Genomic DNA, 23,426 nt, shown 5'->3' on the forward strand with positions numbered 1-23,426 from the left:
TACCGCTGAAATTCATCGATCAAGGAGACGCTCACATGCCACAAGCATTGACCCTCAACCAACGAATCGTTCTGGTGTCCCGCCCGGTGGGCGCGCCGACGCCAGAGAATTTCCGCCTGGAACGGGTAGCACTGCCAGACCTGGCCGACGGTCAGGTGTTGCTCAAGACGCTTTATCTGTCGCTCGATCCCTACATGCGCGGTCGTATGAGCGACGCGCCATCCTACGCTGCACCGGTAGAAATCGACGAGGTAATGACCGGTGGGGCTGTCAGCCGTGTCGAACGCTCGCTGCATCCGAAATTCCATGAAGGCGATCTGGTGGTCGGTGTCACGGGATGGCAAAGCCACAGCATCAGTGACGGGCGCAACGTTATTCCGATCCCGTCCGGGCTGCAGAGTCCGTCGATGGCCCTGGGTGTACTGGGCATGCCCGGCATGACCGCCTACATGGGGTTGATGGATATCGGCCAGCCCAAGGAAGGCGAAACTCTGGTGGTGGCTGCTGCGTCCGGCGCGGTGGGTTCGGTGGTCGGCCAAGTGGCGAAGATCAAGGGCTTGCGAGTGGTCGGTGTGGCCGGTGGTGCGGACAAATGCCGCTACGTGGTCGAGGAGCTGGGCTTCGATGCCTGCATCGACCACAAGCGCCCGGATTTCGCCGAAGAGTTGGCGCTGGCCTGCTTCAAAGGCGTTGATATCTACTTTGAAAACGTCGGTGGCAAGGTGTTCGATGCGGTGCTGCCGCTGCTCAACCCCAAGGCGCGGATTCCTCTTTGCGGTCTGATTGCGTCCTACAACGCCAATGAAGCGCCTAGCGGGCCGGATCGCTTGCCTCAGTTGCAACGCACACTGCTGACCAAGCGCGTACGGATTCAGGGCTTCATTGTGTTCGATGACTACGGTGATCGTCAGCCGGAGTTCATCAGCGCCATGGCCCCGTGGGTGCGGGACGGCAAGGTGAAATTCCGTGAAGACGTGGTCGACGGTCTGGAGAACGCGCCCCAGGCATTCATCGGTCTGCTGGAGGGGCGCAACTTCGGCAAACTGGTGGTGCGGGTCGCGCAGACCGAGTAATTGACGGTGCTATTTGACGCTAAACAGAGGCGCGGGTATAAACCGCGTCTCGTTGTTATGTCGGATTTTCTCCCATGAGCTTCAGCCCTTTGATTCGCCAACTGATCGACGCCCTGCGAATTTTGCCGGGTGTGGGTCAGAAAACTGCCCAGCGCATGGCGTTGCAACTGCTTGAGCGTGATCGCAGCGGCGGTTCGCGACTGGCCCAGGCGCTGAGCCAGGCCATGGAAGGAGTGGGCCACTGCCGCTTGTGCCGCACGCTGACCGAAGACGATCTGTGCCCGCAATGCGCTGATCCTCGCCGCGACGATACCTTGCTGTGTGTGGTGGAAGGTCCGATGGATGTTTACGCGGTGGAGCAGACCGGTTTTCGCGGTCGCTACTTCGTGCTCAAAGGCCATCTGTCGCCCCTCGACGGGTTGGGGCCGGACGCCATCGGCATTCCACAATTGATGGCGCGGATCGAAGAGGCGGGTACGTTTGCCGAAGTCATCCTCGCCACCAACCCGACGGTGGAAGGCGAAGCCACGGCGCATTACATCGCCCAGTTGCTCAGCAACAAAGGCCTGATCGCCTCGCGCATCGCCCATGGCGTGCCGTTGGGTGGCGAGCTGGAATTGGTGGACGGCGGGACATTGGCGCATTCGTTTGCCGGGCGTAAGCCGATCTCGCTGTAACCGCATCAAAATCTTTTGATCTTCAAATCCTCACTTGAAAACCAAGCAAGCGCTCGGTTAACTTCGCTGAACCTTCAGTGGAGCTCGCCGATGCCTGCCTTTCAGGAATACTTCGATCCCAGCCACCAATTGGTCCGCGACAGCGTCAGACGTTTCGTCGAGCGCGAGATTCTTCCGGACATCGACCAGTGGGAAGAAGCCGAAAGCTTCCCCCGTGAGCTCTATCTAAAGGCCGGCGCGGCGGGCATTCTGGGCATTGGTTATCCAGAAGCCTTGGGTGGCAGTCACGAAGGCGATGTGTTCGCCAAGATCGCCGCCAGTGAAGAGCTGATGCGCTGCGGTTCCGGTGGTCTGGTCGCGGGGCTGGGCTCGCTGGGCATTGGTCTGCCGCCGATCCTCAAGTGGGCCAGGCCCGAAGTCCGCGATCGCGTTGTACCTCAAGTGCTGGCGGGCGAGAAGATCAGCGCCCTGGCCGTCACCGAGCCCAGCGGCGGCTCCGACGTCGCCAACCTGCAAACCCGCGCCGTACGTGACGGCGACTTTTACCGGGTGAGCGGCAGCAAAACCTTCATTACCAGCGGCGTTCGTGCGGATTTCTACACCGTCGCGGTGCGCACCGGCGAGCCGGGGTTTGGCGGCATCAGTTTGTTGCTGATCGAGAAGGGCACGCCCGGGTTCACCGTCGGTCGTCAGTTAAAGAAAATGGGCTGGTGGGCGTCGGACACCGCCGAATTGTTTTTTGATGATTGCCGGGTGCCGGTTAGCCATCTGATCGGGGCTGAGAACATGGGCTTCGCCTGCATCATGGGCAACTTCCAGAGTGAGCGTCTGGCCCTGGCGCTGATGGCCAACATAACCGCGCAGTTGGCGCTGGAGGAGAGCCTGAAGTGGGCTCGTCAGCGTGAAGCCTTCGGCAAGCCCATCGGCAAGTTCCAGGTGCTCAAGCACCGTCTCGCCGAAATGGCCACGGCGCTGGAGGTGTCACGGGAATTCACCTATCGCCAGGCGGCGAAAATGGCCGCGGGGCAGAGCGTGATCAAGGAGATTTCCATGGCCAAGAATTTCGCCACCGACACGGCTGATCGCATTACGACCGATGCGGTGCAGATTCTGGGCGGTCTGGGTTACATGCGTGAAAGTCTGGTGGAGCGGCTGTATAGGGATAACCGGATTCTGTCGATCGGCGGCGGGACGCGGGAAGTGATGAACGAGATCATCAGTAAGCAGATGGGGCTTTGAAATAGGCGGTGTTGCGGCTGACGCTTTCGCGAGCAAGCCCGCTCCCACACTGGGCTACTGTCGGACATAAGATTGGTGTACGCAGGAGATCTAATGTGGGAGCGGGCTTGCTCGCGAAGGCGTCGGTGCAGACGCCGCCTTACTTATCGCTTAACGCAAACTGCGTCAGGCAAAACGTCGGAATCCCCATGTCTTCCAGCCGCTGGGAACCACCCAGCTCCGGCAAGTCTATGATCGCCGCCGCTTCATGCACCCGCGCGCCCATGCGCCGAATCAGGTTCGCCGCCGCGATCAGCGTGCCGCCAGTGGCGATCAGGTCATCGAACATCACCACCGCATCACCTTCACACAGGCTATCGGCATGGACTTCGAGAAAGGCTTCGCCGTACTCGGTCTGATAACCCTCGGCCAGCACGTCGGCCGGCAGTTTGCCCTGCTTGCGGAACAGCACCAGCGGTTTGTTCAGCTGATAGGCCAGGATCGAACCGATCAGAAAGCCACGGGCATCCATGGCGCCGATGTGGGTGAAGTCGGCTTCGACGTAACGATGGGCAAAGCTGTCCATCACTAGGCGCAGGGCCGTGGGTGACTGGAACAACGGAGTGATGTCGCGAAAGATCACGCCCGGCTTGGGGAAGTCGATCACGGGGCGGATCAGGGATTTGATGTCGAAGGAGTCGAAGACCATCGTCGAGGTGTCCTAACGGGCTGCAAACGTCGCAGTATAACGGCGGCTGAACCGTTTCGCTCAGCCGCCGTCGCCACGATCAGCCGTCGAGCGAGCCGCCGGCCAGGGCGCAGAGCTGGATCGGGTCGAGGATGTGGATTTCCTTGCCTTCCGCGGCGATCAGTTCGTTTTGCTGGAAACGGGTGAACACCCGGGACACGGTTTCCACCGCCAGGCCCAGATAATTGCCGATTTCGTTGCGCGACATGCTCAACCGGAACTGGTTGGCCGAGAAGCCCCTGGCGCGGAAACGGGCCGACAGGTTGACCAGGAAAGTGGCGATGCGCTCGTCGGCGGTTTTCTTCGACAGCAGCAACATCATCTGCTGATCGTCGCGAATCTCGCGGCTCATCACCCGCATCAACTGACGGCGCAGTTGTGGCAGTTGCAGGGCCAGTTCGTCGAGGCGATCGAAAGGAATTTCGCACACCGAGGTGGTTTCCAGGGCTTGCGCCGAGACCGGGTGCTTTTCAGTGTCCATGCCCGACAGGCCGACCAGTTCACTCGGCAAATGGAAACCGGTGAGCTGCTCTTCGCCGCCATCGCTCAGGCTGAAAGTCTTCAGGGCGCCGGAGCGTACTGCATAAACGGAATCGAACGTGTCGCCCTGGCGAAACAGGAACTCGCCTTTCTTCAGCGGGCGACCACGTTTGACGATATCGTCCAGCGCATCCATGTCTTCCAGATTCAGAGAAAGTGGCAGGCAGAGGGGGGCCAGGCTGCAATCCTTGCAATGGGCCTGGCTATGAGCGCGCAGCTTTACTGGCTCGGACATTTCTTTAATCCTTGTGGGAAAACACACATAAGCTGTAAGGGTAACCCACGGGAGGACATTCAGGCACGCGGCGATTTTGTCGCAGGGTCGTAAAATCAGCGTTTCGCAGACCGGCCATGAACTAATGGCTAGATAACCCGTGAAAAACGCTGGCGATTTTGCTGTTCCAGGTACGCGTCGAACACCATGCACACCGAACGCACCAGCAATCGTCCGGCGGGCAGTACGGTAATCCGTTCGTTATCAAGTTCGATCAGTCCGTCGTCGGCCATTTCCTGCAACTGTGGCCAGAGTTCACCGAAGTAGCCCTGAAAGTCGATGTTGAAGGCTTGTTCGATCTGGGCGAATTCCAGGCCGAAAGTGCAGATCAGTTGTTGGATGACCGCACGTCGCAGGCGGTCATCGGCGTTGCACAGCAGACCACGGCTGGTGGCCAGTTGTGCGCTGGCCAACGCATTCTGGTACTGGTTCAGATCACTGCTGTTCTGGCAGTACAAATCGCCGATCTGGCTGATCGCCGATACCCCCAGACCGATCAAATCGCAATGACCGTGGGTGGTATAGCCCTGGAAGTTACGTTGCAGGGTCGATTCTTCCTGAGCAATCGCCAGTTCATCGTCGGGCAGCGCAAAGTGGTCCATGCCGATATATCGATAACCGGCCTTGGTCAGCTGCTCGATGGTTCCTTGGAGCATTTCAAGTTTTTGCGCCGGGGTCGGCAGTTCGTCGCTGTTGATCCGTCGTTGCGGCATGAAGCGTTCTGGCAGATGGGCGTAGTTGAACACCGAGAGCCGATCCGGTTGCAGGCTGATGACTTCGTCGACGGTGCGGGCGAAGTTCTCGGGCGTCTGCTTCGGCAGGCCGTAGATCAGATCGATGTTGATCGAGCGAAATTGCAGGGTTCGGGCGGCATCGATCACCGCGCGGGTTTCTTCCAGGCTTTGCAGGCGATTGACCGCCCGTTGTACCGCCGGATCGAGGTCTTGCAGGCCGATACTGACCCGGTTGAAGCCCAGTTCCCGGAGCAGGCCCATGGTCGACCAATCAGCCTCGCGAGGGTCGATCTCGATGCCGTAGTCGCCGGAATCGTCGTCCAGCAAATTGAAATGCTTGCGCAGTTGAGCCATCAACTGGCGCAGTTCGTCATGGCTGAGAAAGGTCGGCGTGCCGCCGCCGAAATGCAGTTGCTCGACTTTCTGCGAGGGGTCGAGATGACAGGCAATTAACTGGATTTCCTGTTCCAGGCGCTGCAAATAGGGCAGGGCCCGGCCACGGTCCTTGGTGATGACTTTGTTGCAGGCGCAGTAGTAGCAAATGTTCGCGCAGAAGGGCACGTGCACATACAGCGACAGCGGCCGCAGAGCTTTACGGCTGTCGCGCAGGGCATGAAACAGGTCGAAGGTGCCGACCTGGCTGTCGAATTGCACGGCGGTCGGGTACGAGGTGTAGCGCGGTCCCGCCAGGTCATAACGGCGGATCAGATCTGTGTCCCAACGAATGGCGTCGAGCATGCGGGCATTCCCCCGGATAGGCTGGCAGTGTCGGCGAGTCTAGGGAGAAGTGCGCAAAGGCATCTTGATTTGCATCAAGGGTCGGGATTTGTGGTGTCGGTGAGGGCCTCTTCGCGGGCAAGCCTCGCTCCTACAAGGGATCGCTTGTCTGCGATGGGGCCACTGCCGATCTAATGCCCCATGAGCCAATGTTGATGCGGCCCCGGCAAGGTCCAGATGCCGAACACCATCACCAGCAAGCCACCGGTCATGCGGACGCTGCGTTTGCGCAACAACGCTGTGACGCGCTCGGCCGCCAGCCCTGTGGCGAGCAGCACCGGCCAGGTGCCCAGCCCGAATGCCAGCATCAGCAACGCACTGTCCAGCGCATTGCCCTGGCTCGCCGACCACAGCAATGTGCTGTAAACCAACCCGCACGGCAGCCAGCCCCAGAGTGCGCCCAGCAGCAGGGCGCGGGGCAGGTTCGACACGGGCAATAGTGTGTTGGCCACCGGCTGGATATGCCGCCACAGGCCGCGGCCGAGGCTTTCGATGCGGGTCAGGCCGCTCCACCAGCCAGCCAGGTACAGGCCCATGGCGATCAGCAGCAATCCGGCGAGGATGCGCATGAACATCGCCGCCGGGCTATTGGCCACAGCCCAGCCGGCCAGGCCGATCAGCAGGCCGGCCGCGGCGTAGCTGAGAATTCGCCCCAGGTTGTAGGCCAGCAATAGTCGAAAGCGTCGGCTGCGTTGTTCCTTGGGGATCGCCAGGGTCAACGCGCCCATCAATCCGCCGCACATGCCCAGACAATGCCCGCCACCGAGCAGGCCGAGGATCAGCGCAGACACCAACAGTGGCACCAACTCAAGCATGGGGCGGCGCCTTGTCGTCCGGTTTGGCCGGATGGCCGCTGGCCTCGTCGACCGCTGCCTTGTGGTTCGGGTCCTGATCGTCGAACAGGATGCTGTGGGCCGGGCCATCGAGGTCGTCGTACTGACCGCTGTCGACTGCCCAGAAGAAGATATAGATAGCGATGGCCACGATCAGCAGCGCGGCCGGGATCATCACGTAGAGAGCTGGCATCTGGACTCCATGCCCGCGCGGTTCAGGCCGGCAGCGGGCGGGTTTCTGGCGTGGTGCTGACGGCCGGCGCGCTCGGCAAGCGAGTCAGGCGCAGGGCATTCAACACCACGGTCAACGAACTGATCGACATGCCGACCGCAGCCCATACCGGAGTGATCCAGCCGAGGGCGGCGAACGGCAACATAAGGCCATTGTACAGCGCCGCCCACAGCAAGTTCTCGATGATGACCCGACGGGTGCGACGGGCCAGGCTGAAGGCTTGCACCAGCGCGTCGAGACGGTTCGACAGCAGCACCGCGTCGGCACTGGTTTTCGCCAGATCGGTGGCCGAACCCATCGCCACGCTGATGTCGGCGGCGGCCAGCACCGGTACATCGTTGACCCCGTCACCGAGCATCAACACCTTGCGACCTTCCTTGTGCAGCTGTTGCAGCACCTGCAGTTTATCGTCCGGACGCAAACCGCCACGGGCCTCGTCGATGCCCAGTTCGGCAGCGACGCTGGCGACCATCGGCGAGCTGTCGCCGGACAGCAGCAGCGTGCGCCAGCCACGAGCCTTGCACGCTGCGAGCAGGGCGGGCGCGTCGGCGCGCAAACGGTCATCGAGTACGAACCACGCCAGCGGCCCTTGACTGTCGCCGAGCAACAGCCATTGGCCGGGCTCATCGGGCATTACTGGCGTTTGAGCGCCGCTGAGGTCACAGACAAACCTTGGCTGGCCAATGCGCAGGCGTTGTGCGCCGACCAACCCCTCAAGGCCCAGGCCCGGCGTGCTGTGAACTTCTTCGGCGGCCAGCGGTGCACGGCCAAAAGCCCGGGCAATCGGGTGCTCGGAGCGGTTTTCCAACGCGGCGGCGAGGCTCAGGCATTGATCGCTGGTCAGCGCCCCAAGCGGCCGGATCGAACGCAAGGCCAGGCGGCCTTCGGTGAGAGTGCCGGTCTTGTCGAAAATCACCGTGTCGATCTGGTTCAGGCCTTCCAGTACATGGCCGCGTGTCAACAAAAGACCGAGCTTGTGCAGCGTGCCGGTGGCGGCGGTGAGGGCGGTTGGCGTGGCCAGCGACAAGGCGCACGGGCACGTCGCAACCAGCATCGCCAGGACAATCCAGAAGGCTCGCGAAGAATCCAGTTCCCACCACAGCAGGCCGATGGCGGCCACCGCGATAAGTGACAACAGCAAAAACCATTGGGCGGCGCGGTCGGCGATTTCCGCCAGTCGTGGCTTTTCGGCCTGGGCGCGATCCAGCAGGCGGACGATGGCCGACAGTCGGGTGTCCTGACCCAGCGCCAGGACTTCTACGGTCAGCGCACCTTCAACGTTCAAGGTGCCGGCGGTGACGGCATCGCCTGGGGTCCGTGGCTGTGGCAGGTATTCGCCGGTCAGCAGGGATTCGTCGATGCTCGACTGACCGTCGAGGATTTTTCCATCGGCCGGCAGAATTGCTCCGGGATGCACCAGCACCTGATCGCCCACGCGCAACTCACTGAGCAGAATCCGTTCGCTCTGACCGTCAGCGCTCAGCCGCAGGCAGGAGGCAGGCAACAGATTGACCAGCTGTGCGGTCGCGGCGGCGGTGCGTTCCCGGGCGCGGCGTTCCAGATAACGTCCGGCCAGCAGGAACAGCGCGAACATTCCCACCGCATCGAAATACAGCTCGCCCACCCCGGTGATCGAGGTCCAGATCCCGGCGATATAGGCACTGCCGATCGCCAGCGACACTGAAACGTCCATGGTCAGGTGACGGGTGCGCAGATCGCGCATCGCGCCCTTGAAGAACGGTGCGCAGCTGTAGAACACGATCGGTGTGGTCAGAAACAGCGCGACCCAGCGCAGGATAGTGTGCAGTTCGGGGCTGAGGTCGATGTTGAATTCCGGCCAGGTGGCCATGGTCGCCATCATCGCCTGGAACCACAGCAGCCCGGCGACACCGAGTTGACGTAGGGCCAGGCGGTTTTCGCTGGCCAGTTGTTCGCTGGCGCGGTCGGCCTGATAAGGGTGGGCGGCGTAGCCGATGTGGCGCAATTCGCTGAGCACTTGGCTTAATGGCAATTGCGCGTCGGCCCAGCGTACATGCAGGCGATGGTTGGACAGATTCAGGCGTGCTTCGGCCACTGCTGGCAATGCGCGCAGGTGTTTCTCGATCAGCCAGCCGCAGGCGGCGCAACTGATGCCTTCCATCAACAGCGTGGTTTCGGCGAGTTCGCCGTCGTGGCGGACAAAGGGTTGCTGCACGTCGGCGCGATCGTAGAGCTCCAGCTCATCCACCAACTGTACCGGCAAGGCTTCGGGGTTGGCCGAGGCTTCGCTGCGATGCTGGTAATAGCTTTCCAGCCCACCGGCCACAATGGCCTCGGCCACTGCCTGGCAACCCGGGCAGCAGAACTCGCGAGTATCCCCGAGGACGGCGGCCGTGAAGCGGCTGCCGGCCGGGACGGGCAGGGCGCAGTGGTAGCAGGGGGTTGGAGTACTCATGAGCTGGAATCTATATCGTCCGGGAGGGCCTTATCGCGAGCAGGCTCGCTCCCACATTTGATCGATGTCATGTACAAAATTCATGTACACCGCAGATCCACTGTGGGAGCGAGCCAGCTCGCGATGCGCGAAGCGCGACTTTATTTTTTCAGGTCTTCCGCACCCTGCAGCGGCTCATCGCCCAGCAGCAGATCCTTGGCATGGCTGACCTGTTCTTCTTCGAACATGCGCCAGATCTTGTCATCCTGCACGCCCAGCAATTCGACGAAGCGACGACCTTCAATCTTGTCGCTCAACTGGCCGATGTAGCGGCCCTGTTCGGTTTCGCTGCGGGCCAGGGTGATCTTGCGATCTTTCTCCGGCTGGGTTGGCGAAATCAGGTTCAGCTCAAGGGTTTTCGGCTGGCTGTTGCCGCTCAGGCGCAGATCGACTTCGCCGGTCACGTCATCCAGATGCACGCTGGCACGCAGTTGCAGGGTCTGGGCCAGCAGTTCGCGGTCCAACGAACGGTTAATGCCCTTGCCGGCCTCGTAATAGTTGTCGTTGACCAGGTTGTCCGGGTTGTTCACCGCGATGGTCACCATCGACAGGGTCAAGGTCACTGAGCAGGCCAGGATGGCGATGATGATCCACGGCCAAAGGTGCTTGTACCAGGGACTTGCGGCAGTTGCTGCGGACATGATCACTTCTCTCAACGAATTTGTGGGCCGATGAATCGGCTCTTGGCTTCAACGTGGATGTTGGCATCATCGGCATCCTTGAGGATGAATTTCACCTCGTTGGTGCTCGACGGCAGTTGTTCCGGTGCGCTGGACAGTTCAACCGGCTGACTGAAAATCTCCCCGGCGGCGACTTTGATCTCGCGCTTGCCTTGCAGCTTGAGATCCGGCAGGCCGGTGGCTTCCAGCACGTACGTGTGGTCGCGCTGGTCCTTGTTCATGATCTTCAGGCTGTAGACGTTTTCGATCCGACCTTCGGCGTTCTCGCGGTACAACACGCGGTCTTTGCTGACGTCGAAACCGACCAGCGAACGCATGAAGAACGCGGTCATCAGCAGCGCGATCATCGCCAGCAGCACCGTGGCATAGCCGATCAGGCGCGGACGCAGTTTATTGGTTTTTTGCCCCGACAGGTTGTGCTCGGTGGTGTAGCTGATCAGGCCGCGCGGGTAATCCATCTTGTCCATGATGCTATCGCAGGCGTCGATACACGCCGCGCAGCCGATGCATTCAACTTGAAGGCCGTCGCGAATGTCGATGCCTGTGGGGCAGACCTGGACGCACATGGTGCAATCGATGCAATCGCCCAGGCCCTGAGCCTTGTAGTCGATGCCTTTCTTGCGCGGACCACGGCTTTCGCCACGGCGCGGGTCGTAAGAGACGATCAGCGTGTCCTTGTCGAACATCACGCTCTGGAAGCGGGCGTACGGGCACATGTAAATGCACACCTGCTCGCGTAACCAACCGGCGTTGCCGTAGGTGGCGAGGGTGAAGAAGCCGACCCAGAAATACGACCAGCCATCGGCCTGGCCGGTGAAAAAATCGATCACCAGTTCGCGAATCGGCGAGAAGTAACCGACGAAGGTCATGCCGGTCACGAAACCGATCAACAGCCACATCGTGTGCTTGCTGAGTTTACGCAAGAACTTGTTGGCGCCCATCGGCGCCTTGTCGAGCTTGATGCGCTGGTTACGGTCGCCTTCGGTGACTTTTTCGCACCACATGAAGATCCAGGTCCAGACGCTTTGCGGGCAGGTGTAGCCGCACCAGACACGACCGGCATACACGGTGATGAAGAACAGGCCGAAGGCACTGACGATCAAAATACCCGAGAGCAGGATGAAGTCCTGAGGCCAGAAGGTCGCGCCAAAAATGAAGAATTTACGCTCCGGCAGGTTCCACCAGACGGCCTGATGGCCGCCCCAGCTCAGCCACACCGTGCCGAAATACAGTAGAAACAGCCCGGCACCGCCGATCATCCGCAGATTGCGGAACAGGCCGGTGAAGGCGCGGGTGTAGATCTTTTCTCGAGAGGCGTAGAGGTCGACGCTGTTGTTCGCGTTTTTGGCAGGCGGAGTGACGTCGTGTACCGGAATCTGATTGCTCATCATTGCATCCCACGGCAGTGGAAAAATGCCTCGGTCAGTACATGCCGACCGCGGTCAAAAAGAGGTGTTGCAGTGGCGCAATGATACGCCTGTAGCTCTAGTCCAAGGGTGCGACCTTTGGTCGCGTTGGGGGAAATCAAATGATGGTGTAATGACTTGAATCAATTGACTTGTGAATTATGGACGGTTTTGCAGGCGCAGCGAACTCATTCGACCCATGGATTGATCAGTGCCACACCGCTGGATTGAAAATCGCTGATGTTTCGGGTGACCACCGTAAGGCCATGAACCAGTGCAGTTGCTGCGATCAGGGCGTCGCTTTCATTGGCACGATCCGGAACATGCAAGCTGGCACAGCGCAGTGCCACGGCGGCATCGACGGGCAAGATTCTGGCATCGAAGGCCGGTATCACATGGCGCTTCAGCCAGGTGCGCAATACCTTTCCCTGAACGGGGTCACGACGCTCCATTCGAAGAACCCCTGTCTCCAGTTCCTTCAAAGTAATGGCCGAAATAAACAGGCGTGGTGCAATAACACTTTTGGCCCAGGCGACGACATTCGCGTCAGCCTGAGGTTTGCGCAGTTCAGAAATCACGTTGGTGTCGAGTAGAAACATCAGGACAGATCCACGGGTCGATGAGTGATGACGGCACGCTCGGTTTCAAATTCGATGTCTGCCGCTTCTGGCATCACCAACAGGTCGACGATGTTGGCGTTTATGCCGGTCAGTTTTTGGTACTCCTCAATGCTTAGCAGTACGTGAGCAGGCTTGCCACGGTCGGTGATGATAACCGGCCCATGACGGGTGGCTTTTTTGGCACTACTTGTGTCCTGGTTGAATTCACGACTGGAAATGGTGGTGATGGCCATCATGCGTAGGCTCCTGCAAAAGCATCGATGTAGGAACGTTACTACTTGACTGTGGGGCTCGCAACCTTGTTGGGGGACCGTCGGTCGCAGCGGTGCATCTGGCTATCTCCGATAGCGCACTAATGAGCTCGCGGGAAACATCAACTATTGATATTGAAGCGATAGACATTTGTTTTGATTTCTAAGTTGTCATAACTTGCTCGGGCAAGACGGTGTGTCTTGTATCTAACTTCAATAGAGATGGATTTCTATGCTTCTTGATAAGAAAGTCAATGTGCTATTAGGCGCTTTGTTATGTGTCGCTACGTTTGGTGCGCATTCGGCAGATAATAACCTGCCCCGGCATTTAGTGTTTACCTCGGATCCTCAGTATCCATGGACTGAAAGTTCCGACCATGGGTGGGATGAAACAACCTCGGAGAAGGAACAGCGTTCAAAGTGGCTGATTGAGACCCAATATTCCGATGTCGCCAGCTTCAGGCGTAATCATTCTGTTGACCCGGCACACATTCCGGTCATGGTAAACGGCGATATGACCGCTTTCGGGCACGGCTACCAGCGTGACATGACCCGGTCGATACTGGATAAGCAACTGGGGGGTGTTTATGACTATGGCCTGGGGAATCATGATTATGAAAACAACGTCGATGATTGTTTTTTGAATAACTGTGCGGCCGGCAGTATTGTTGATTTCAAGAATCGTTACTTGGGTAAGTTGGCGGCGTTGGATATGCGAGTATCGGATGAAGGTGCTGTCAAAAAAGGTATTTTCGGTAGCCTTGCTTATTCCAAGGACTTTGGTGATGTACACATTGTTCAATTACATAATGAGCCCACCTATACCGCCGGGTTTACCGCCTGGGATTGGGGAGTGCCCACGGGTTACCAAATTTCCGAGTCTCTGGATTGGCTGGAGGAAGATCTGAAACGCGCACGTGAGAGCGCAAAGATCATTCTTCTGAATATGCACAAGCCGGATCGCTGGAAGGGCAGTACCGAACAGATTGCCCGGTTCAAGGCCATAATCGAGCGATACAAGGTAACGGCGGTGTTTGCCGGGCATTTGCATACCGAACCCGGGAGTTACTACGGATGGAACAAACGGGATTACTTCGGGGATGTGCCGGTCTTCTTGAGCGGTGGGGCGTCGAACCAGACCTACCTGATCGCCGATATGTCCGCGGATCGCAAAACGTTGAAGGTGTTTCAGGTCAACCAGAATAACTGGCCAAGCCGCAAAGAAATCCAGACGGTTGAGGTTCGATAATCTGCGATTATCCAGTTGAAACGAAAACGGCCCCGTCATCTGACGGGGCCGTTTTTTGTTGCGTCAAGCGCTTGCCTTACTGGGCGTCTGCTTGCGGTGCTTTTTCACCGTGAGAGAGGCTGTAGACGTAAGCGGCCAGCAGGTGAACCTTGTCGTTGCCTTGCAGCTGTTCTTGCGCAGGCATCTGACCCTGACGACCGTAACGGATGGTCTGCTGCAGTTGAGCGAAGCTCGAACCGTAGATGAAGCCGGTCGGGTGGGTCAGGTCAGGGGCGCCCATTGCTGGCGTGCCTTTACCTTGCGGGCCATGGCACGCCACGCAGTTGGCGGCGAACAGTTTCTGGCCGGCAACCGGATCGGCCTTGGTGCCTTCCGGCAGCTTGCGGCCATCGAGGTTGGTCAGCACGAACGCGGCAACGTCTGCAACGCCTTGCTCGCCGATCACTTCAGCCCAAGCCGGCATCACAGCGTGACGACCGCCCATGATGGTGGTCTTGATGGTTTCTGCTTCACCGCCCCAGCGCCAGTCGGCGTCGGTCAGGTTAGGGAAGCCATAGGCACCTTTGGCGTCGGAACCGTGGCAGACCGAGCAGTTGGAGGCGAACAGGCGGCCACCCATCTTCAGGGCTTGCGGGTCTTTGGCGACTTCTTCGATCGGCATGGAAGCGAATTTTGCGAAGATCGGGCCGAACTTGGCGTCCGACCTGAGCATTTCCTTTTCCCATTCGTGAACGCCGGTCCAGCCAGTCTGGCCGTTGGCGAACGCAGTCTGCTTCTCGTTATCGAGGTAGTTGTAACCCGGCAACAGGCCTTTCCAGTTACCCAGGCCCGGGTACAGCACCAGGTAGCCGAGGGCGAAGATGATGGTGCCCACGAACAGCATGAACCACCATTTCGGCAGTGGGTTGTCATACTCCTCGATCCCGTCGAAGGAGTGGCCGACCGTTTCATCGGTGGATTCGCTGCGCTGGCCCTTGCGGGTGGACAGCAGCAGCCAGGTCAGGGCGAAGATGGTGCCGAGACTGAGGACTGTGACGTACAGACTCCAGAACGTAGTCATTCTTTGTTACTCCTAGAAGCTTGCTCGACGTGCTTGATGGCTTCGGGATCATCCGCGAAAGGCAGCAAGGTCGCGTCTTCAAACTCCGACTTGCGCTTGGGGCTGAACACCCACAGCGCCAGACCGATGAAGGCCACCATCACAACAACGGTGCCCAGGCCACGAATCATCCCGATATCCATCTAAATCACCGTTTGCTTTTGATGATGGTGCCCAGGCCTTGCAGATAGGCCACCAGCGCGTCCATTTCGGTTTTGCCCTTCACAGCATCCTTGGCACCGGCGATGTCTTCGTCGGTGTAAGGGACGCCGAGCGTGCGCAAGACTTCCATTTTCTTGGCGGTGTCTTTGCCGTCGAGCTTGTTTTCCACGAGGAACGGGTAAGCCGGCATTTTCGACTCAGGCACTACGTTGCGCGGGTTGTACAAGTGCGCACGCTGCCAGTCATCGGAGTAACGACCGCCGACACGGGCCAGGTCCGGACCGGTACGCTTGGAACCCCACAGGAACGGGTGGTCCCAAACGCTTTCACCGGCGACCGAGTAGTGGCCGTAACGTTCGGTTTCAGCACGGAACGGGCGGATCATCTGCGAGTGGCAGCCGACACAACCGTTGGCGATGTACACGTCGCGGCCTTCCAGCTCAAGGGCGGTGCGAGGCTTCATGCCCTCGACCGGCTTGTTGGTGACGTCCTGGAAAAACAGCGGAACGATTTGAGTCAGGCCGCCGATGCTGACGGCGATAACCATGAAGAAGGCCAGCAGGCCAATGTTCTTCTCGACTGCTTCATGCTTCATCAGTGAGCTCCAACTACAGCAATCTGTTCAGCAGCTTTGGCTTCAGCCGGGTTCGAGGCACGTACGGTACGCCATACGTTGTAGGCCATGAACAGCATGCCGCTGGCAAAGAACGCACCGCCCAAGGCGCGAACGATGAAACCTGGATGGCTGGCTTGCAGCGCTTCAACGAACGAGTAGGTGAGGGTGCCGTCGTCGTTGATTGCACGCCACATCAGGCCCTGGGTGATGCCGTTGACCCACATCGAAGCGATGTACAGAACGGTACCGATGGTCGCGAGCCAGAAGTGCGTGTTGATCAGGCCGATGCTGTGCATCTGCGTACGACCGAACAGTTTCGGGATCATGTGGTAGATCGCGCCGATCGAAATCATCGCTACCCAGCCCAAAGCGCCGGCGTGTACGTGGCCGATGGTCCAGTCGGAGTAGTGCGACAGCGAGTTGACGGTCTTGATGGCCATCATCGGGCCTTCGAAGGTCGACATGCCGTAGAACGCCAGCGATACCACGAGGAAACGCAGGATCGGGTCGGTGCGCAGCTTATGCCAGGCGCCCGACAGGGTCATCATGCCGTTGATCATGCCGCCCCAGCTTGGGGCCAGGAGGATGATCGACATCGCCATGCCCAGGGACTGAGCCCAGTCCGGTAATGCGGTGTAGTGCAGGTGGTGCGGACCGGCCCAGATGTACAGGGTGATCAACGCCCAGAAGTGCACAATCGACAGACGATAGGAGTAGATCGGACGCTCGGCCTGCTTCGGAACGAAGTAGTACATCATCCCCAGGAAGCCGGTGGTCAGGAAGAAACCTACCGCGTTGTGGCCGTACCACCACTGGATCATCGCATCAGTCGCACCCGAATAAGCCGAGTAGGACTTGAAGAAGCTGACCGGTAGGGACGCGTGGTTGACGATGTGCAGCATCGCGGTCACGACGATGAAGGCACCGTAGAACCAGTTACCGACATAGATGTGCTTGGTCTTGCGCTTGACGATGGTGCCGAAGAACACCAGACCGTAGGTGACCCAGACAATGGCCAGCAGAATAGCCAGAGGCCATTCCAGTTCCGCGTATTCCTTGGTGGTAGTGAAACCCATCGGCAAGGTAACGATCGCGCCGACGATCACCGCTTGCCAACCCCAGAAGGTGAAGGCCGCGAGGCTGTCGGAAATCAGTCGCGTTTGGCAGGTTCGCTGCACGACGTAATAGGAAGTGGCAAACAGCGCACAACCACCGAAGGCGAAAATCACCAGGTTGGTGTGCAGCGGGCGCAGGCGTCCAAAGCTCGTCCATGCCAGACCGAAGTTCAACTCCGGCCAGACCAGTTGCGAGGCGATGAAGACACCGAGCCCCATGCCAAGGATCCCCCAGACCACCGTCATGATGGCGAACTGGCGGACTACCTTATAGTTATAAGCAGTCGGACTGATTGCTGTGCTCATTCTAAGGTTCCACGGTTTGGGTGTTTTATTAGGAGTAAAAATCGGCCGCAAGTATGTAGAAAGCGGGGGGTCATTGCAACGCGCCATGACGTGGGTCAATGCTTTCAAAAGCTGATTCTGCGGCCTTTCCATGCGCCGCGTAAGGACAAAATTGCCCTCGGACAAAATGTCGCAACGGATGAAAGAGGCGAGGGGTTCAGGTCAGTTGTAACGGGGTATGTTCAAACACGACGATCGGGTAACAGAGGGCAACGGGGACGATAGCCGGTGTCTACCAGCCTTTGCGGCCTGTCATCGAGCAAATTCGTCGAACACATCGGGTTGAATCGACCTGGAACCGGCGCTGGCCAGTCCGCATCGCTGGGAAGCTTAGACCTGAATCCGGCGAACCGAAAGGAAGACCAAGGGAGGGTGCGACAATGCGTCGCAAAGGGGCAGGGAACTGCCGCATCCGGGTGAATGCGGCGTTGCGCGGACGAGATTTATTCGCTTTTGCCTTCAGCCTGTAAACGCTCGGTGCTCAGGCCTTGAGACAGGCTGTACACGTAAGCGGCCAGCAATTGCACCTTGTCGTTGCCGAGCAGTTCGTTCTGCGCCGGCATATGGCCCTGGCGGCCATGACGAATGGTTTGTTGCAGTTGCGCCAGGCTTGTACCGTAGATAAATCCGGCCGGTTGCGTCAGCTTCGGCGCTCCCATGGCTTCAGTGCCCTGGCCGTTTGCCCCATGACAGGCTACGCAGGTGGTGCTGAACGCTTGCTGTCCAGCGCGCAGATCGGCTGTGCTGCCTTCTGGCAAGGGCAGGCCGGCCAGTTCATGACGCACATAGGCGGCGACGTTCTTCACGCCGGCGTCACCGAGGATTTCACCCCAGGCCGGCATTGCGGCCATGCGACCGCCCATGATTGTCGTTTTGATCATTTCGGCATCGCCGCCCCAGCGCCAGTTGCTGTCGGCCAGGTTCGGGAAACCAAACGCGCCCTTGGCATCCGAGCCGTGGCACACCGAGCAATTGGACGCAAACAGGCGACCGCCCATTTTCAGTGCTAGCGGGTCCTTGGCTACTTCTTCGATGGGCATGGCAGCAAATTTGGCGAAGATCGGCCCGAACTTCGCGTCAGCCTTGTTCATCTCCTTTTCCCATTCGTGGACACCGGTCCAGCCGTCCTCATAACCGGGCAATATGCCTTTCCAGTTGCCCAGGCCCGGGTAAAGCACCAGATAACCGACGGCAAACACCAACGTGCCGGCGAACAGCATGAACCACCACTGCGGCAGCGGGTTGTCGTACTCCTCGATGCCGTCGAAGCTGTGGCCCATGGTCTGGTCGGTGCTGCCCTTGGTTTCCCCTCGGCGCGTACCGATCAGCAACCAGGTCAGGCCGATCAGGCTGCCGATGGTCAGTACGCAGATCCACGTACTCCAGAAGGTGGTCATGGCCGGATACTCCTAGTGGTGGATTCTTGTTGGGTGCTGTTTTCGGGTTGCGGTTCGTCGGCGAACGGCAGCAGGCGCGCTTCGGCGAATTCCGGATTGCGCTTGCTGTTGAACACCCACAGCGTCAGGCCAACGAAGGCCACGAACACCACGACCGTGCCCAGGCCGCGGATCATTCCACTGCTCATCTCGCTGATTATTTCAAAGGGCATGGCCATGGCTCACCTCTTGCTCTTGATGGCAGTGCCGAGCACTTGCAGGTAGGCGACCAGCGCGTCCATTTCGGTTTTGCCCTGGAGCGAGGCAACGCTGCCGGCGATGTCGTCGTCGGTGTACGGCACGCCGAGGGTGCGCATGGCGCGGATCTTGGTTTCGGTGTGGCTGCTATCGACCTTGTTGTCGACCAGCCACGGGTAGGCCGGCATTTTCGACTCAGGCACTACGTTGCGCGGGTTGTACAAGTGCGCGCGGTGCCAGTCTTCGGAGTAGCGACCGCCGACGCGCGCCAGGTCCGGTCCGGTCCGTTTCGAACCCCAGAGGAACGGATGATCCCAGACACTTTCCCCTGCCACCGAGTAGTGGCCATAGCGTTCGGTTTCGGCGCGGAACGGGCGGATCATCTGCGAATGGCAACCGACGCAGCCTTCGCGGATGTAGATGTCGCGACCTTCCAGTTGCAGCGCGGTGTAGGGCTTCATGCCTTCCACCGGTTTATTGGTCACGTCCTGAAAGAACAGCGGGACGATCTGGGTCAGGCCGCCAATGCTCACGGCAAGCACCATCAGCAACATCAGCAGGCCGACGTTTTTCTCGATTGTTTCGTGTTTCATGGCGGACTCCTCAGGCTATCTGCGCGGCAGCGGCGGCTTCGGCAGGCTGCGAGGCCCGCACGGTGCGCCAGGTGTTGTAAGCCATCAGGAACATGCCACTGAGGAAGATCGCGCCGCCCACCAGTCGCACGACGAAGCCTGGGTGGCTGGCCACCAGGGTTTCGACGAAGGAATAGGTCAGCGTGCCGTCCTCGTTGACGGCGCGCCACATCAGGCCCTGGGCGATGCCGTTGACCCACATCGACGCGATATACAGCACGGTGCCGATGGTCGCGAGCCAGAAGTGCGCGTTGATCAGGCCAATGCTGTGCATCTGCGTGCGGCCGAAGATTTTCGGAATCATGTGGTACAGCGCACCAATGGAAATCATCGCCACCCAGCCGAGCGCGCCGGCGTGAACGTGGCCAATGGTCCAGTCGGTGTAGTGAGAGAGGGCGTTGACCGTCTTGATCGCCATCATCGGCCCTTCGAAGGTCGACATGCCGTAGAACGCCAGCGACACCACGAGGAAGCGCAGGATGGGGTCGCTGCGCAACTTATGCCAGGCGCCCGAGAGCGTCATCATCCCGTTGATCATCCCGCCCCAGCTTGGCGCCAGCAGGATCAGCGACATCACCATGCCCAACGACTGCGCCCAGTCCGGCAGCGCGGTGTAGTGCAAGTGGTGCGGGCCGGCCCAGATGTACAGGGTGATCAGCGCCCAGAAGTGCACGATGGACAGGCGATAGGAATACACCGGGCGCTCGGCCTGTTTCGGCACGAAGTAGTACATCATCCCGAGGAAGCCGGCGGTGAGGAAAAAGCCTACGGCGTTGTGTCCATACCACCACTGCACCATGGCATCGGTCGCACCGGCGTACACCGAGTAGGACTTGGTGAAACTCACCGGCAGCTCAAGGTTGTTGACGATGTGCAGGATCGCCACGGTGATGATGAATGCACCGAAGAACCAGTTGCCAACATAGATGTGTTTGGTCTTGCGTTGCATGATCGTGCCGAAGAACACGACGGCATAGGCCACCCAGACGATGGTGATCAGAATGTCGATCGGCCATTCCAGCTCGGCGTATTCCTTGGAGCTGGTGTAACCCAGTGGCAGGCTGATGGCCGCCAGCAGGATCACAAGCTGCCAGCCCCAGAAGCAGAACGCCGCAATTGCGGGAGCAAACAAACGGGTCTGGCAAGTACGTTGCACCGAATAGAAAGAACTGGCGAACAAGGCACAACCGCCGAAGGCAAAGATCACCGCGTTAGTGTGCAGCGGGCGCAGACGGCCGAAGCTGGTCCACGGCAGGTTGAAGTTGAGTTCAGGCCAGACCAATTGGGCGGCGAGAAAAACCCCGAGCCCCATGCCGACGATGCCCCACACCACCGTCATAATGGCGAATTGGCGGACCACCTTGTAGTTGTAGGCGGTACTGATAGAAGTGTTCATGGTTCCCCATCCACGGTTCAGCCGAAGTGAGGGCCTGTCTTTGCGAGTAAGCCGCATGGCAGACGCTCCCTTCGCCTGGAGTTATAGGCAGACTAAAAGCGAGGCAAGCATGGACAAAGAGCACAAGGCCAGTATTGACGGGGATCAATGGGCGCAGTGTGTGCGGGATCATGGATGGTTGTGGAATGCCGCCACAGCGCCGGCCTCGGCAACGCTGATTCTCGCCCACGGTGCCGGTGCGCCGATGGACAGTGGCTGGATGAGCGACATGGCTGCGCGCCTTGCTGCGCATGGGGTCAACGTGCTGCGTTTCGAGTTTCCTTACATGGCGCAACGGCGTATCGATGGCGGTAAACGTCCCCCGAACCCGGCACCTAAACTGCAGGAATGCTGGCGTGAGGTGTATGCGGTGGTGCGACGCCATGTCGCTGGGCGCCTGGCCATTGGCGGCAAGTCCATGGGCGGGCGGATGGCGAGTTTGTTGGCCGATGAGTTGGGTGCGGATGCGCTGGTGTGCCTGGGATATCCGTTTTATGCGGTGGGCAAACCGGAAAAGCCGCGGGTTGAGCATCTGGCAGCGCTGAAGACCCGCACATTGATTGTGCAGGGCGAGCGGGATGCGCTGGGTAATCGGGCGGCCGTCGAGGCTTACACGTTGGCGCCGAGTATCGAGGTGTTCTGGCTGGAGGCGGCGGACCATGACTTGAAGCCATTGAAGGCTTCGGGGTTTACGCATGAACAGCATTTGGCGGCTGCGGCGGGGAAGGTGTCCGAGTTTCTCCAGTGAGATTTGCAGTGCCAGTTCGGGCCTCTTCGCGGGCAAGCCCGCTCCCACAGGGTTTCGCCTCGATCCCAAAATCCAGCCACACCACAGTTCACTGTGGGAGCGGGCTTGCCCGCGATGGCGGCCTCACAGGCAACAAATTTTCAAGGGGATAATAAAAAACCGGACGCTTTCGTCGTCCGGTTTTTTTTGCCTTCAAGCGCTATCAGCGATTAAACCGCTCCACCAACGAATACTGGGTATTCGCCGTCTTCGTCAGTTCTTCACTCAACAATGCCGAGTGTTGAGCCTGTTCCGAGGTCTGGTCCGCCAGTTGCGAGATGTTGCTGATGTTGCGGCTGATTTCTTCGGCCACTGCGCTTTGCTCTTCGGTGGCGGCAGCGATCTGGGTGGTCATGTCGGTGATGTTGGCCACCGCTTCGCTGATGCCCACCAGCGCCTGATCCGCTTCCAGTACCCGCGCCACACCTTCTTCGGCCTGGCGATGCCCGGCTTCCATGGTTTGCACTGCGGTGCTGGCGGTTTGCTGCAGCTTGGCGATCAGGGCGTGAATCTGCCCGGTGGATTCGCTGGTACGTTGCGCCAGTTGGCGAACTTCGTCGGCTACTACCGCAAACCCGCGACCCATCTCACCAGCACGGGCCGCTTCGATAGCCGCGTTCAACGCCAGCAGGTTGGTCTGGTCGGCAATGCCCTTGATCACATCGACCACGCCGCCGATTTCGTCGCTGTCCTTGGCCAGTTGCGTGACCGTCAGACCGGTTTCACCGACCACCACCGACAGGCGCTGAATGGCTTCGCGGGTTTCCCCGGCGATGTCGCGACCGCGACCGGTCAGGCGATTGGCTTCCTGAGTGGCATCGGCGGTGCGCTGCACATGGCTGGCGACTTCCTGAGTGGTGGCCGCCATCTGATTCACAGCGGTCGCCACTTGCTCGGTTTCGACGCGTTGACGTTCCAGGCCAGTGGAGCTGTTGTGGGCCAGGGTGTCGGACTGTTTCGCTTGTTCGGTCAGATGTTCGGCAGTGTCCTGCAAACGGGTCAGGCAGGTTTTCAGGCGTGCTTCCTGGCTGAGGATCGACATCTCCAGGCGTGCCTGGGCGCCACGACTGTCGGTGTACATCTGCGCGATCAGCGGGTCGGACGTGGTCTGTTCGGCCAGGCGCAGCAAACGCTTGATACCGCGCTGTTGCCAGCTCAAACCCATCAAGCCCAACGGCACCGAAAGGCCCGCGGCTAGGGCGAAGCCCCATTGGGACGTCAGGGTGGCGCCGATCATGAAGCTCAACTGGCTGACCAGAATGAATGGCAGCCAGTCCTGAAGCACCGGCAGCCATTTATCTGTAGAGGGAATTGCAGATTTGCCCTGGTTGATGCGTTGGTAGAGCGCTTCGGCACGGCGGATTTGTTCGGCGGTGGGTTTGACCCGCACCGACTCGTAACCGATCACCTGATTGCCGTCGAATACCGGTGTGACATAGGCGTTAACCCAGTAGTGGTCACCGGTCTTACAGCGATTCTTGACAATGCCCATCCATGGCAAGCCTTGTTTCAATGTGCCCCACATATGCGCGAACACCGCTGCCGGGACGTCGGGGTGACGGACCAGGTTATGCGGCGCACGGAGCAGTTCCTCACGAGAAAACCCGCTGATTTCAACGAAGGCGTCGTTGCAGTAGGTGATCACGCCCTTGGCATCGGTGGTGGAAATCAACCGTTGCTGAGCCGGGAAGGTCCGTTCGCGTTGTGTAATGGGCTGGTTGTTACGCATGGCTTTTTCAATCCGCAAGGCTTTGAGAGGTTGTCGGCAATGTCAGGCATTTATTGAAATGTTTTTTTCAATAATCAGTGACGTGTC

At 59.4% G+C, this 23,426-nt stretch carries 24 protein-coding genes; 5 read left to right on the forward strand and 19 right to left on the reverse strand.

Annotated elements, in window-relative coordinates; genetic code table 11:
• The first annotated feature begins 35 nt into the window (after window positions 1-35).
• The 3 genes from AB7M29_RS13115 (at window position 36) to AB7M29_RS13125 (ending at window position 2,989) form a co-directional block, all read left to right on the forward strand.
• Window positions 36-1,073, forward strand: a complete 1,038-nt coding sequence (locus AB7M29_RS13115; protein WP_454246992.1) for an NADP-dependent oxidoreductase — start codon at window positions 36-38, stop codon at window positions 1,071-1,073.
• Window positions 1,074-1,147: 74 nt separating this feature from the next.
• Complete coding sequence (recR, locus tag AB7M29_RS13120; protein ID WP_008075173.1) at window positions 1,148-1,750, forward strand: recombination mediator RecR; 603 nt, start codon at window positions 1,148-1,150, stop codon at window positions 1,748-1,750.
• Window positions 1,751-1,840: 90 nt separating this feature from the next.
• The gene (locus AB7M29_RS13125; protein ID WP_454246993.1) at window positions 1,841-2,989 is read left to right on the forward strand and encodes an acyl-CoA dehydrogenase family protein; all 1,149 of its coding nucleotides are present in this window, start codon (window positions 1,841-1,843) and stop codon (window positions 2,987-2,989) included.
• Between the two features lie 139 nt (window positions 2,990-3,128).
• Here the strand turns inward: AB7M29_RS13125 and AB7M29_RS13130 are convergent, their stop codons facing one another.
• The 10 genes from AB7M29_RS13130 to AB7M29_RS13175 all read right to left on the reverse strand — a co-directional run bounded on the left by AB7M29_RS13130 (window position 3,129) and on the right by AB7M29_RS13175 (window position 12,518).
• On the reverse strand, window positions 3,129-3,677 hold the full coding sequence (locus AB7M29_RS13130; RefSeq protein WP_008007029.1) for an adenine phosphoribosyltransferase: 549 nt from the start codon (window positions 3,675-3,677) through the stop codon (window positions 3,129-3,131).
• Between the two features lie 79 nt (window positions 3,678-3,756).
• Window positions 3,757-4,491 carry a fumarate/nitrate reduction transcriptional regulator Fnr gene (fnr, locus tag AB7M29_RS13135; RefSeq protein WP_052965436.1) on the reverse strand — a complete coding sequence of 245 codons (735 nt, stop codon included), beginning with the start codon at window positions 4,489-4,491 and terminating at the stop codon, window positions 3,757-3,759.
• Window positions 4,492-4,619: 128 nt separating this feature from the next.
• Entirely contained in the window at window positions 4,620-6,002 is a 1,383-nt protein-coding gene (gene hemN, locus AB7M29_RS13140; RefSeq protein WP_217858252.1) for an oxygen-independent coproporphyrinogen III oxidase, read from the reverse strand.
• A 170-nt stretch (window positions 6,003-6,172) separates the two neighbouring features.
• Entirely contained in the window at window positions 6,173-6,856 is a 684-nt protein-coding gene (locus tag AB7M29_RS13145; RefSeq protein ID WP_217858253.1) for a sulfite exporter TauE/SafE family protein, read from the reverse strand.
• Window positions 6,849-7,067: a cbb3-type cytochrome oxidase assembly protein CcoS gene (ccoS, locus tag AB7M29_RS13150; RefSeq protein ID WP_007905420.1), complete on the reverse strand. Its 219-nt coding sequence runs from the start codon at window positions 7,065-7,067 to the stop codon at window positions 6,849-6,851. The genes AB7M29_RS13145 and ccoS overlap by 8 nt, the downstream gene beginning before the upstream one ends.
• 22 nt (window positions 7,068-7,089) lie before the next feature.
• Complete coding sequence (locus AB7M29_RS13155; RefSeq protein ID WP_454246994.1) at window positions 7,090-9,540, reverse strand: heavy metal translocating P-type ATPase; 2,451 nt, start codon at window positions 9,538-9,540, stop codon at window positions 7,090-7,092.
• Between the two features lie 140 nt (window positions 9,541-9,680).
• Window positions 9,681-10,220 (reverse strand): FixH family protein, encoded by a 540-nt coding sequence (locus AB7M29_RS13160; protein ID WP_052965439.1) that lies wholly within the window; start codon window positions 10,218-10,220, stop codon window positions 9,681-9,683.
• An 11-nt stretch (window positions 10,221-10,231) separates the two neighbouring features.
• Complete coding sequence (ccoG, locus tag AB7M29_RS13165) at window positions 10,232-11,647, reverse strand: cytochrome c oxidase accessory protein CcoG (protein WP_217858255.1); 1,416 nt, start codon at window positions 11,645-11,647, stop codon at window positions 10,232-10,234.
• A 206-nt stretch (window positions 11,648-11,853) separates the two neighbouring features.
• Window positions 11,854-12,264, reverse strand: a complete 411-nt coding sequence (locus AB7M29_RS13170) for a PIN domain-containing protein (RefSeq protein ID WP_454246995.1) — start codon at window positions 12,262-12,264, stop codon at window positions 11,854-11,856.
• On the reverse strand, window positions 12,264-12,518 hold the full coding sequence (locus AB7M29_RS13175; protein WP_038980251.1) for a type II toxin-antitoxin system Phd/YefM family antitoxin: 255 nt from the start codon (window positions 12,516-12,518) through the stop codon (window positions 12,264-12,266). The genes AB7M29_RS13170 and AB7M29_RS13175 overlap by 1 nt, the downstream gene beginning before the upstream one ends.
• Window positions 12,519-12,768: 250 nt before the next feature.
• Between AB7M29_RS13175 and AB7M29_RS13180 the strand changes: the two genes are divergently transcribed.
• A complete protein-coding gene (locus tag AB7M29_RS13180) occupies window positions 12,769-13,785 on the forward strand; it encodes a metallophosphoesterase family protein (RefSeq protein ID WP_454246996.1) in 1,017 nt (338 codons plus the stop codon).
• A gap of 76 nt (window positions 13,786-13,861) precedes the next feature.
• Here the strand turns inward: AB7M29_RS13180 and ccoP (AB7M29_RS13185) are convergent, their stop codons facing one another.
• The 8 genes from ccoP (AB7M29_RS13185) to ccoN (AB7M29_RS13220) form a co-directional block, all read right to left on the reverse strand.
• A complete protein-coding gene (ccoP, locus tag AB7M29_RS13185; RefSeq protein WP_052965443.1) occupies window positions 13,862-14,845 on the reverse strand; it encodes a cytochrome-c oxidase, cbb3-type subunit III in 984 nt (327 codons plus the stop codon).
• Window positions 14,842-15,027: a CcoQ/FixQ family Cbb3-type cytochrome c oxidase assembly chaperone gene (locus tag AB7M29_RS13190; RefSeq protein WP_003175465.1), complete on the reverse strand. Its 186-nt coding sequence runs from the start codon at window positions 15,025-15,027 to the stop codon at window positions 14,842-14,844. Before AB7M29_RS13190 ends, ccoP (AB7M29_RS13185) begins: the two co-directional genes overlap by 4 nt.
• Before the next feature lie 5 nt (window positions 15,028-15,032).
• Window positions 15,033-15,641, reverse strand: a complete 609-nt coding sequence (ccoO, locus tag AB7M29_RS13195; protein WP_009042961.1) for a cytochrome-c oxidase, cbb3-type subunit II — start codon at window positions 15,639-15,641, stop codon at window positions 15,033-15,035.
• Complete coding sequence (ccoN, locus tag AB7M29_RS13200; protein WP_454246997.1) at window positions 15,641-17,083, reverse strand: cytochrome-c oxidase, cbb3-type subunit I; 1,443 nt, start codon at window positions 17,081-17,083, stop codon at window positions 15,641-15,643. Before ccoN (AB7M29_RS13200) ends, ccoO (AB7M29_RS13195) begins: the two co-directional genes overlap by 1 nt.
• A gap of 482 nt (window positions 17,084-17,565) precedes the next feature.
• Window positions 17,566-18,519 carry a cytochrome-c oxidase, cbb3-type subunit III gene (ccoP, locus tag AB7M29_RS13205; RefSeq protein ID WP_454246998.1) on the reverse strand — a complete coding sequence of 318 codons (954 nt, stop codon included), beginning with the start codon at window positions 18,517-18,519 and terminating at the stop codon, window positions 17,566-17,568.
• On the reverse strand, window positions 18,516-18,719 hold the full coding sequence (locus AB7M29_RS13210) for a cbb3-type cytochrome oxidase subunit 3 (protein WP_454248711.1): 204 nt from the start codon (window positions 18,717-18,719) through the stop codon (window positions 18,516-18,518). Before AB7M29_RS13210 ends, ccoP (AB7M29_RS13205) begins: the two co-directional genes overlap by 4 nt.
• A gap of 21 nt (window positions 18,720-18,740) precedes the next feature.
• Window positions 18,741-19,349 carry a cytochrome-c oxidase, cbb3-type subunit II gene (gene ccoO, locus AB7M29_RS13215; RefSeq protein ID WP_052965446.1) on the reverse strand — a complete coding sequence of 203 codons (609 nt, stop codon included), beginning with the start codon at window positions 19,347-19,349 and terminating at the stop codon, window positions 18,741-18,743.
• A 10-nt stretch (window positions 19,350-19,359) separates the two neighbouring features.
• Window positions 19,360-20,784 (reverse strand): cytochrome-c oxidase, cbb3-type subunit I, encoded by a 1,425-nt coding sequence (gene ccoN, locus AB7M29_RS13220; protein WP_217858260.1) that lies wholly within the window; start codon window positions 20,782-20,784, stop codon window positions 19,360-19,362.
• 109 nt (window positions 20,785-20,893) lie between these two features.
• Here ccoN (AB7M29_RS13220) and AB7M29_RS13225 point away from each other — a divergent pair, with 109 nt between their 5' ends.
• A complete protein-coding gene (locus AB7M29_RS13225) occupies window positions 20,894-21,571 on the forward strand; it encodes an alpha/beta family hydrolase (protein WP_454246999.1) in 678 nt (225 codons plus the stop codon).
• 202 nt (window positions 21,572-21,773) lie between these two features.
• On the opposite strand, the gene AB7M29_RS13230 is transcribed toward AB7M29_RS13225, so the two are convergent.
• The gene (locus AB7M29_RS13230; protein WP_454247000.1) at window positions 21,774-23,339 is read right to left on the reverse strand and encodes a methyl-accepting chemotaxis protein; all 1,566 of its coding nucleotides are present in this window, start codon (window positions 23,337-23,339) and stop codon (window positions 21,774-21,776) included.
• Between the last annotated feature and the right edge of the window lie 87 nt (window positions 23,340-23,426).

Source organism: Pseudomonas sp. F-14 TE3623 (assembly GCF_053629015.1).

Bases quoted from the DNA above. Each gene is read 5' to 3' on its own strand.
- AB7M29_RS13230 (WP_454247000.1), bottom strand. From the start codon at position 23,339: ATGCGTAACAACCAGCCCATTACACAACGCGAACGGACCTTCCCGGCT.
- ccoN (WP_454246997.1), bottom strand. From the start codon at position 17,083: ATGAGCACAGCAATCAGTCCGACTGCTTATAACTATAAGGTAGTCCGC.
- ccoG (WP_217858255.1), bottom strand. From the start codon at position 11,647: ATGAGCAATCAGATTCCGGTACACGACGTCACTCCGCCTGCCAAAAAC.
- ccoO (WP_009042961.1), bottom strand. From the start codon at position 15,641: ATGAAGCATGAAGCAGTCGAGAAGAACATTGGCCTGCTGGCCTTCTTC.
- ccoO (WP_052965446.1), bottom strand. From the start codon at position 19,349: ATGAAACACGAAACAATCGAGAAAAACGTCGGCCTGCTGATGTTGCTG.
- AB7M29_RS13155 (WP_454246994.1), bottom strand. From the start codon at position 9,540: ATGAGTACTCCAACCCCCTGCTACCACTGCGCCCTGCCCGTCCCGGCC.
- ccoN (WP_217858260.1), bottom strand. From the start codon at position 20,784: ATGAACACTTCTATCAGTACCGCCTACAACTACAAGGTGGTCCGCCAA.
- fnr (WP_052965436.1), bottom strand. From the start codon at position 4,491: ATGTCCGAGCCAGTAAAGCTGCGCGCTCATAGCCAGGCCCATTGCAAG.
- ccoP (WP_052965443.1), bottom strand. From the start codon at position 14,845: ATGACTACGTTCTGGAGTCTGTACGTCACAGTCCTCAGTCTCGGCACC.
- AB7M29_RS13190 (WP_003175465.1), bottom strand. From the start codon at position 15,027: ATGGATATCGGGATGATTCGTGGCCTGGGCACCGTTGTTGTGATGGTG.
- ccoP (WP_454246998.1), bottom strand. From the start codon at position 18,519: ATGACCACCTTCTGGAGTACGTGGATCTGCGTACTGACCATCGGCAGC.
- ccoS (WP_007905420.1), bottom strand. From the start codon at position 7,067: ATGCCAGCTCTCTACGTGATGATCCCGGCCGCGCTGCTGATCGTGGCC.
- AB7M29_RS13170 (WP_454246995.1), bottom strand. From the start codon at position 12,264: ATGTTTCTACTCGACACCAACGTGATTTCTGAACTGCGCAAACCTCAG.
- AB7M29_RS13125 (WP_454246993.1), top strand. From the start codon at position 1,841: ATGCCTGCCTTTCAGGAATACTTCGATCCCAGCCACCAATTGGTCCGC.
- AB7M29_RS13130 (WP_008007029.1), bottom strand. From the start codon at position 3,677: ATGGTCTTCGACTCCTTCGACATCAAATCCCTGATCCGCCCCGTGATC.
- AB7M29_RS13160 (WP_052965439.1), bottom strand. From the start codon at position 10,220: ATGTCCGCAGCAACTGCCGCAAGTCCCTGGTACAAGCACCTTTGGCCG.
- AB7M29_RS13145 (WP_217858253.1), bottom strand. From the start codon at position 6,856: ATGCTTGAGTTGGTGCCACTGTTGGTGTCTGCGCTGATCCTCGGCCTG.
- AB7M29_RS13175 (WP_038980251.1), bottom strand. From the start codon at position 12,518: ATGGCCATCACCACCATTTCCAGTCGTGAATTCAACCAGGACACAAGT.
- AB7M29_RS13115 (WP_454246992.1), top strand. From the start codon at position 36: ATGCCACAAGCATTGACCCTCAACCAACGAATCGTTCTGGTGTCCCGC.
- hemN (WP_217858252.1), bottom strand. From the start codon at position 6,002: ATGCTCGACGCCATTCGTTGGGACACAGATCTGATCCGCCGTTATGAC.
- AB7M29_RS13180 (WP_454246996.1), top strand. From the start codon at position 12,769: ATGCTTCTTGATAAGAAAGTCAATGTGCTATTAGGCGCTTTGTTATGT.
- recR (WP_008075173.1), top strand. From the start codon at position 1,148: ATGAGCTTCAGCCCTTTGATTCGCCAACTGATCGACGCCCTGCGAATT.
- AB7M29_RS13225 (WP_454246999.1), top strand. From the start codon at position 20,894: ATGGACAAAGAGCACAAGGCCAGTATTGACGGGGATCAATGGGCGCAG.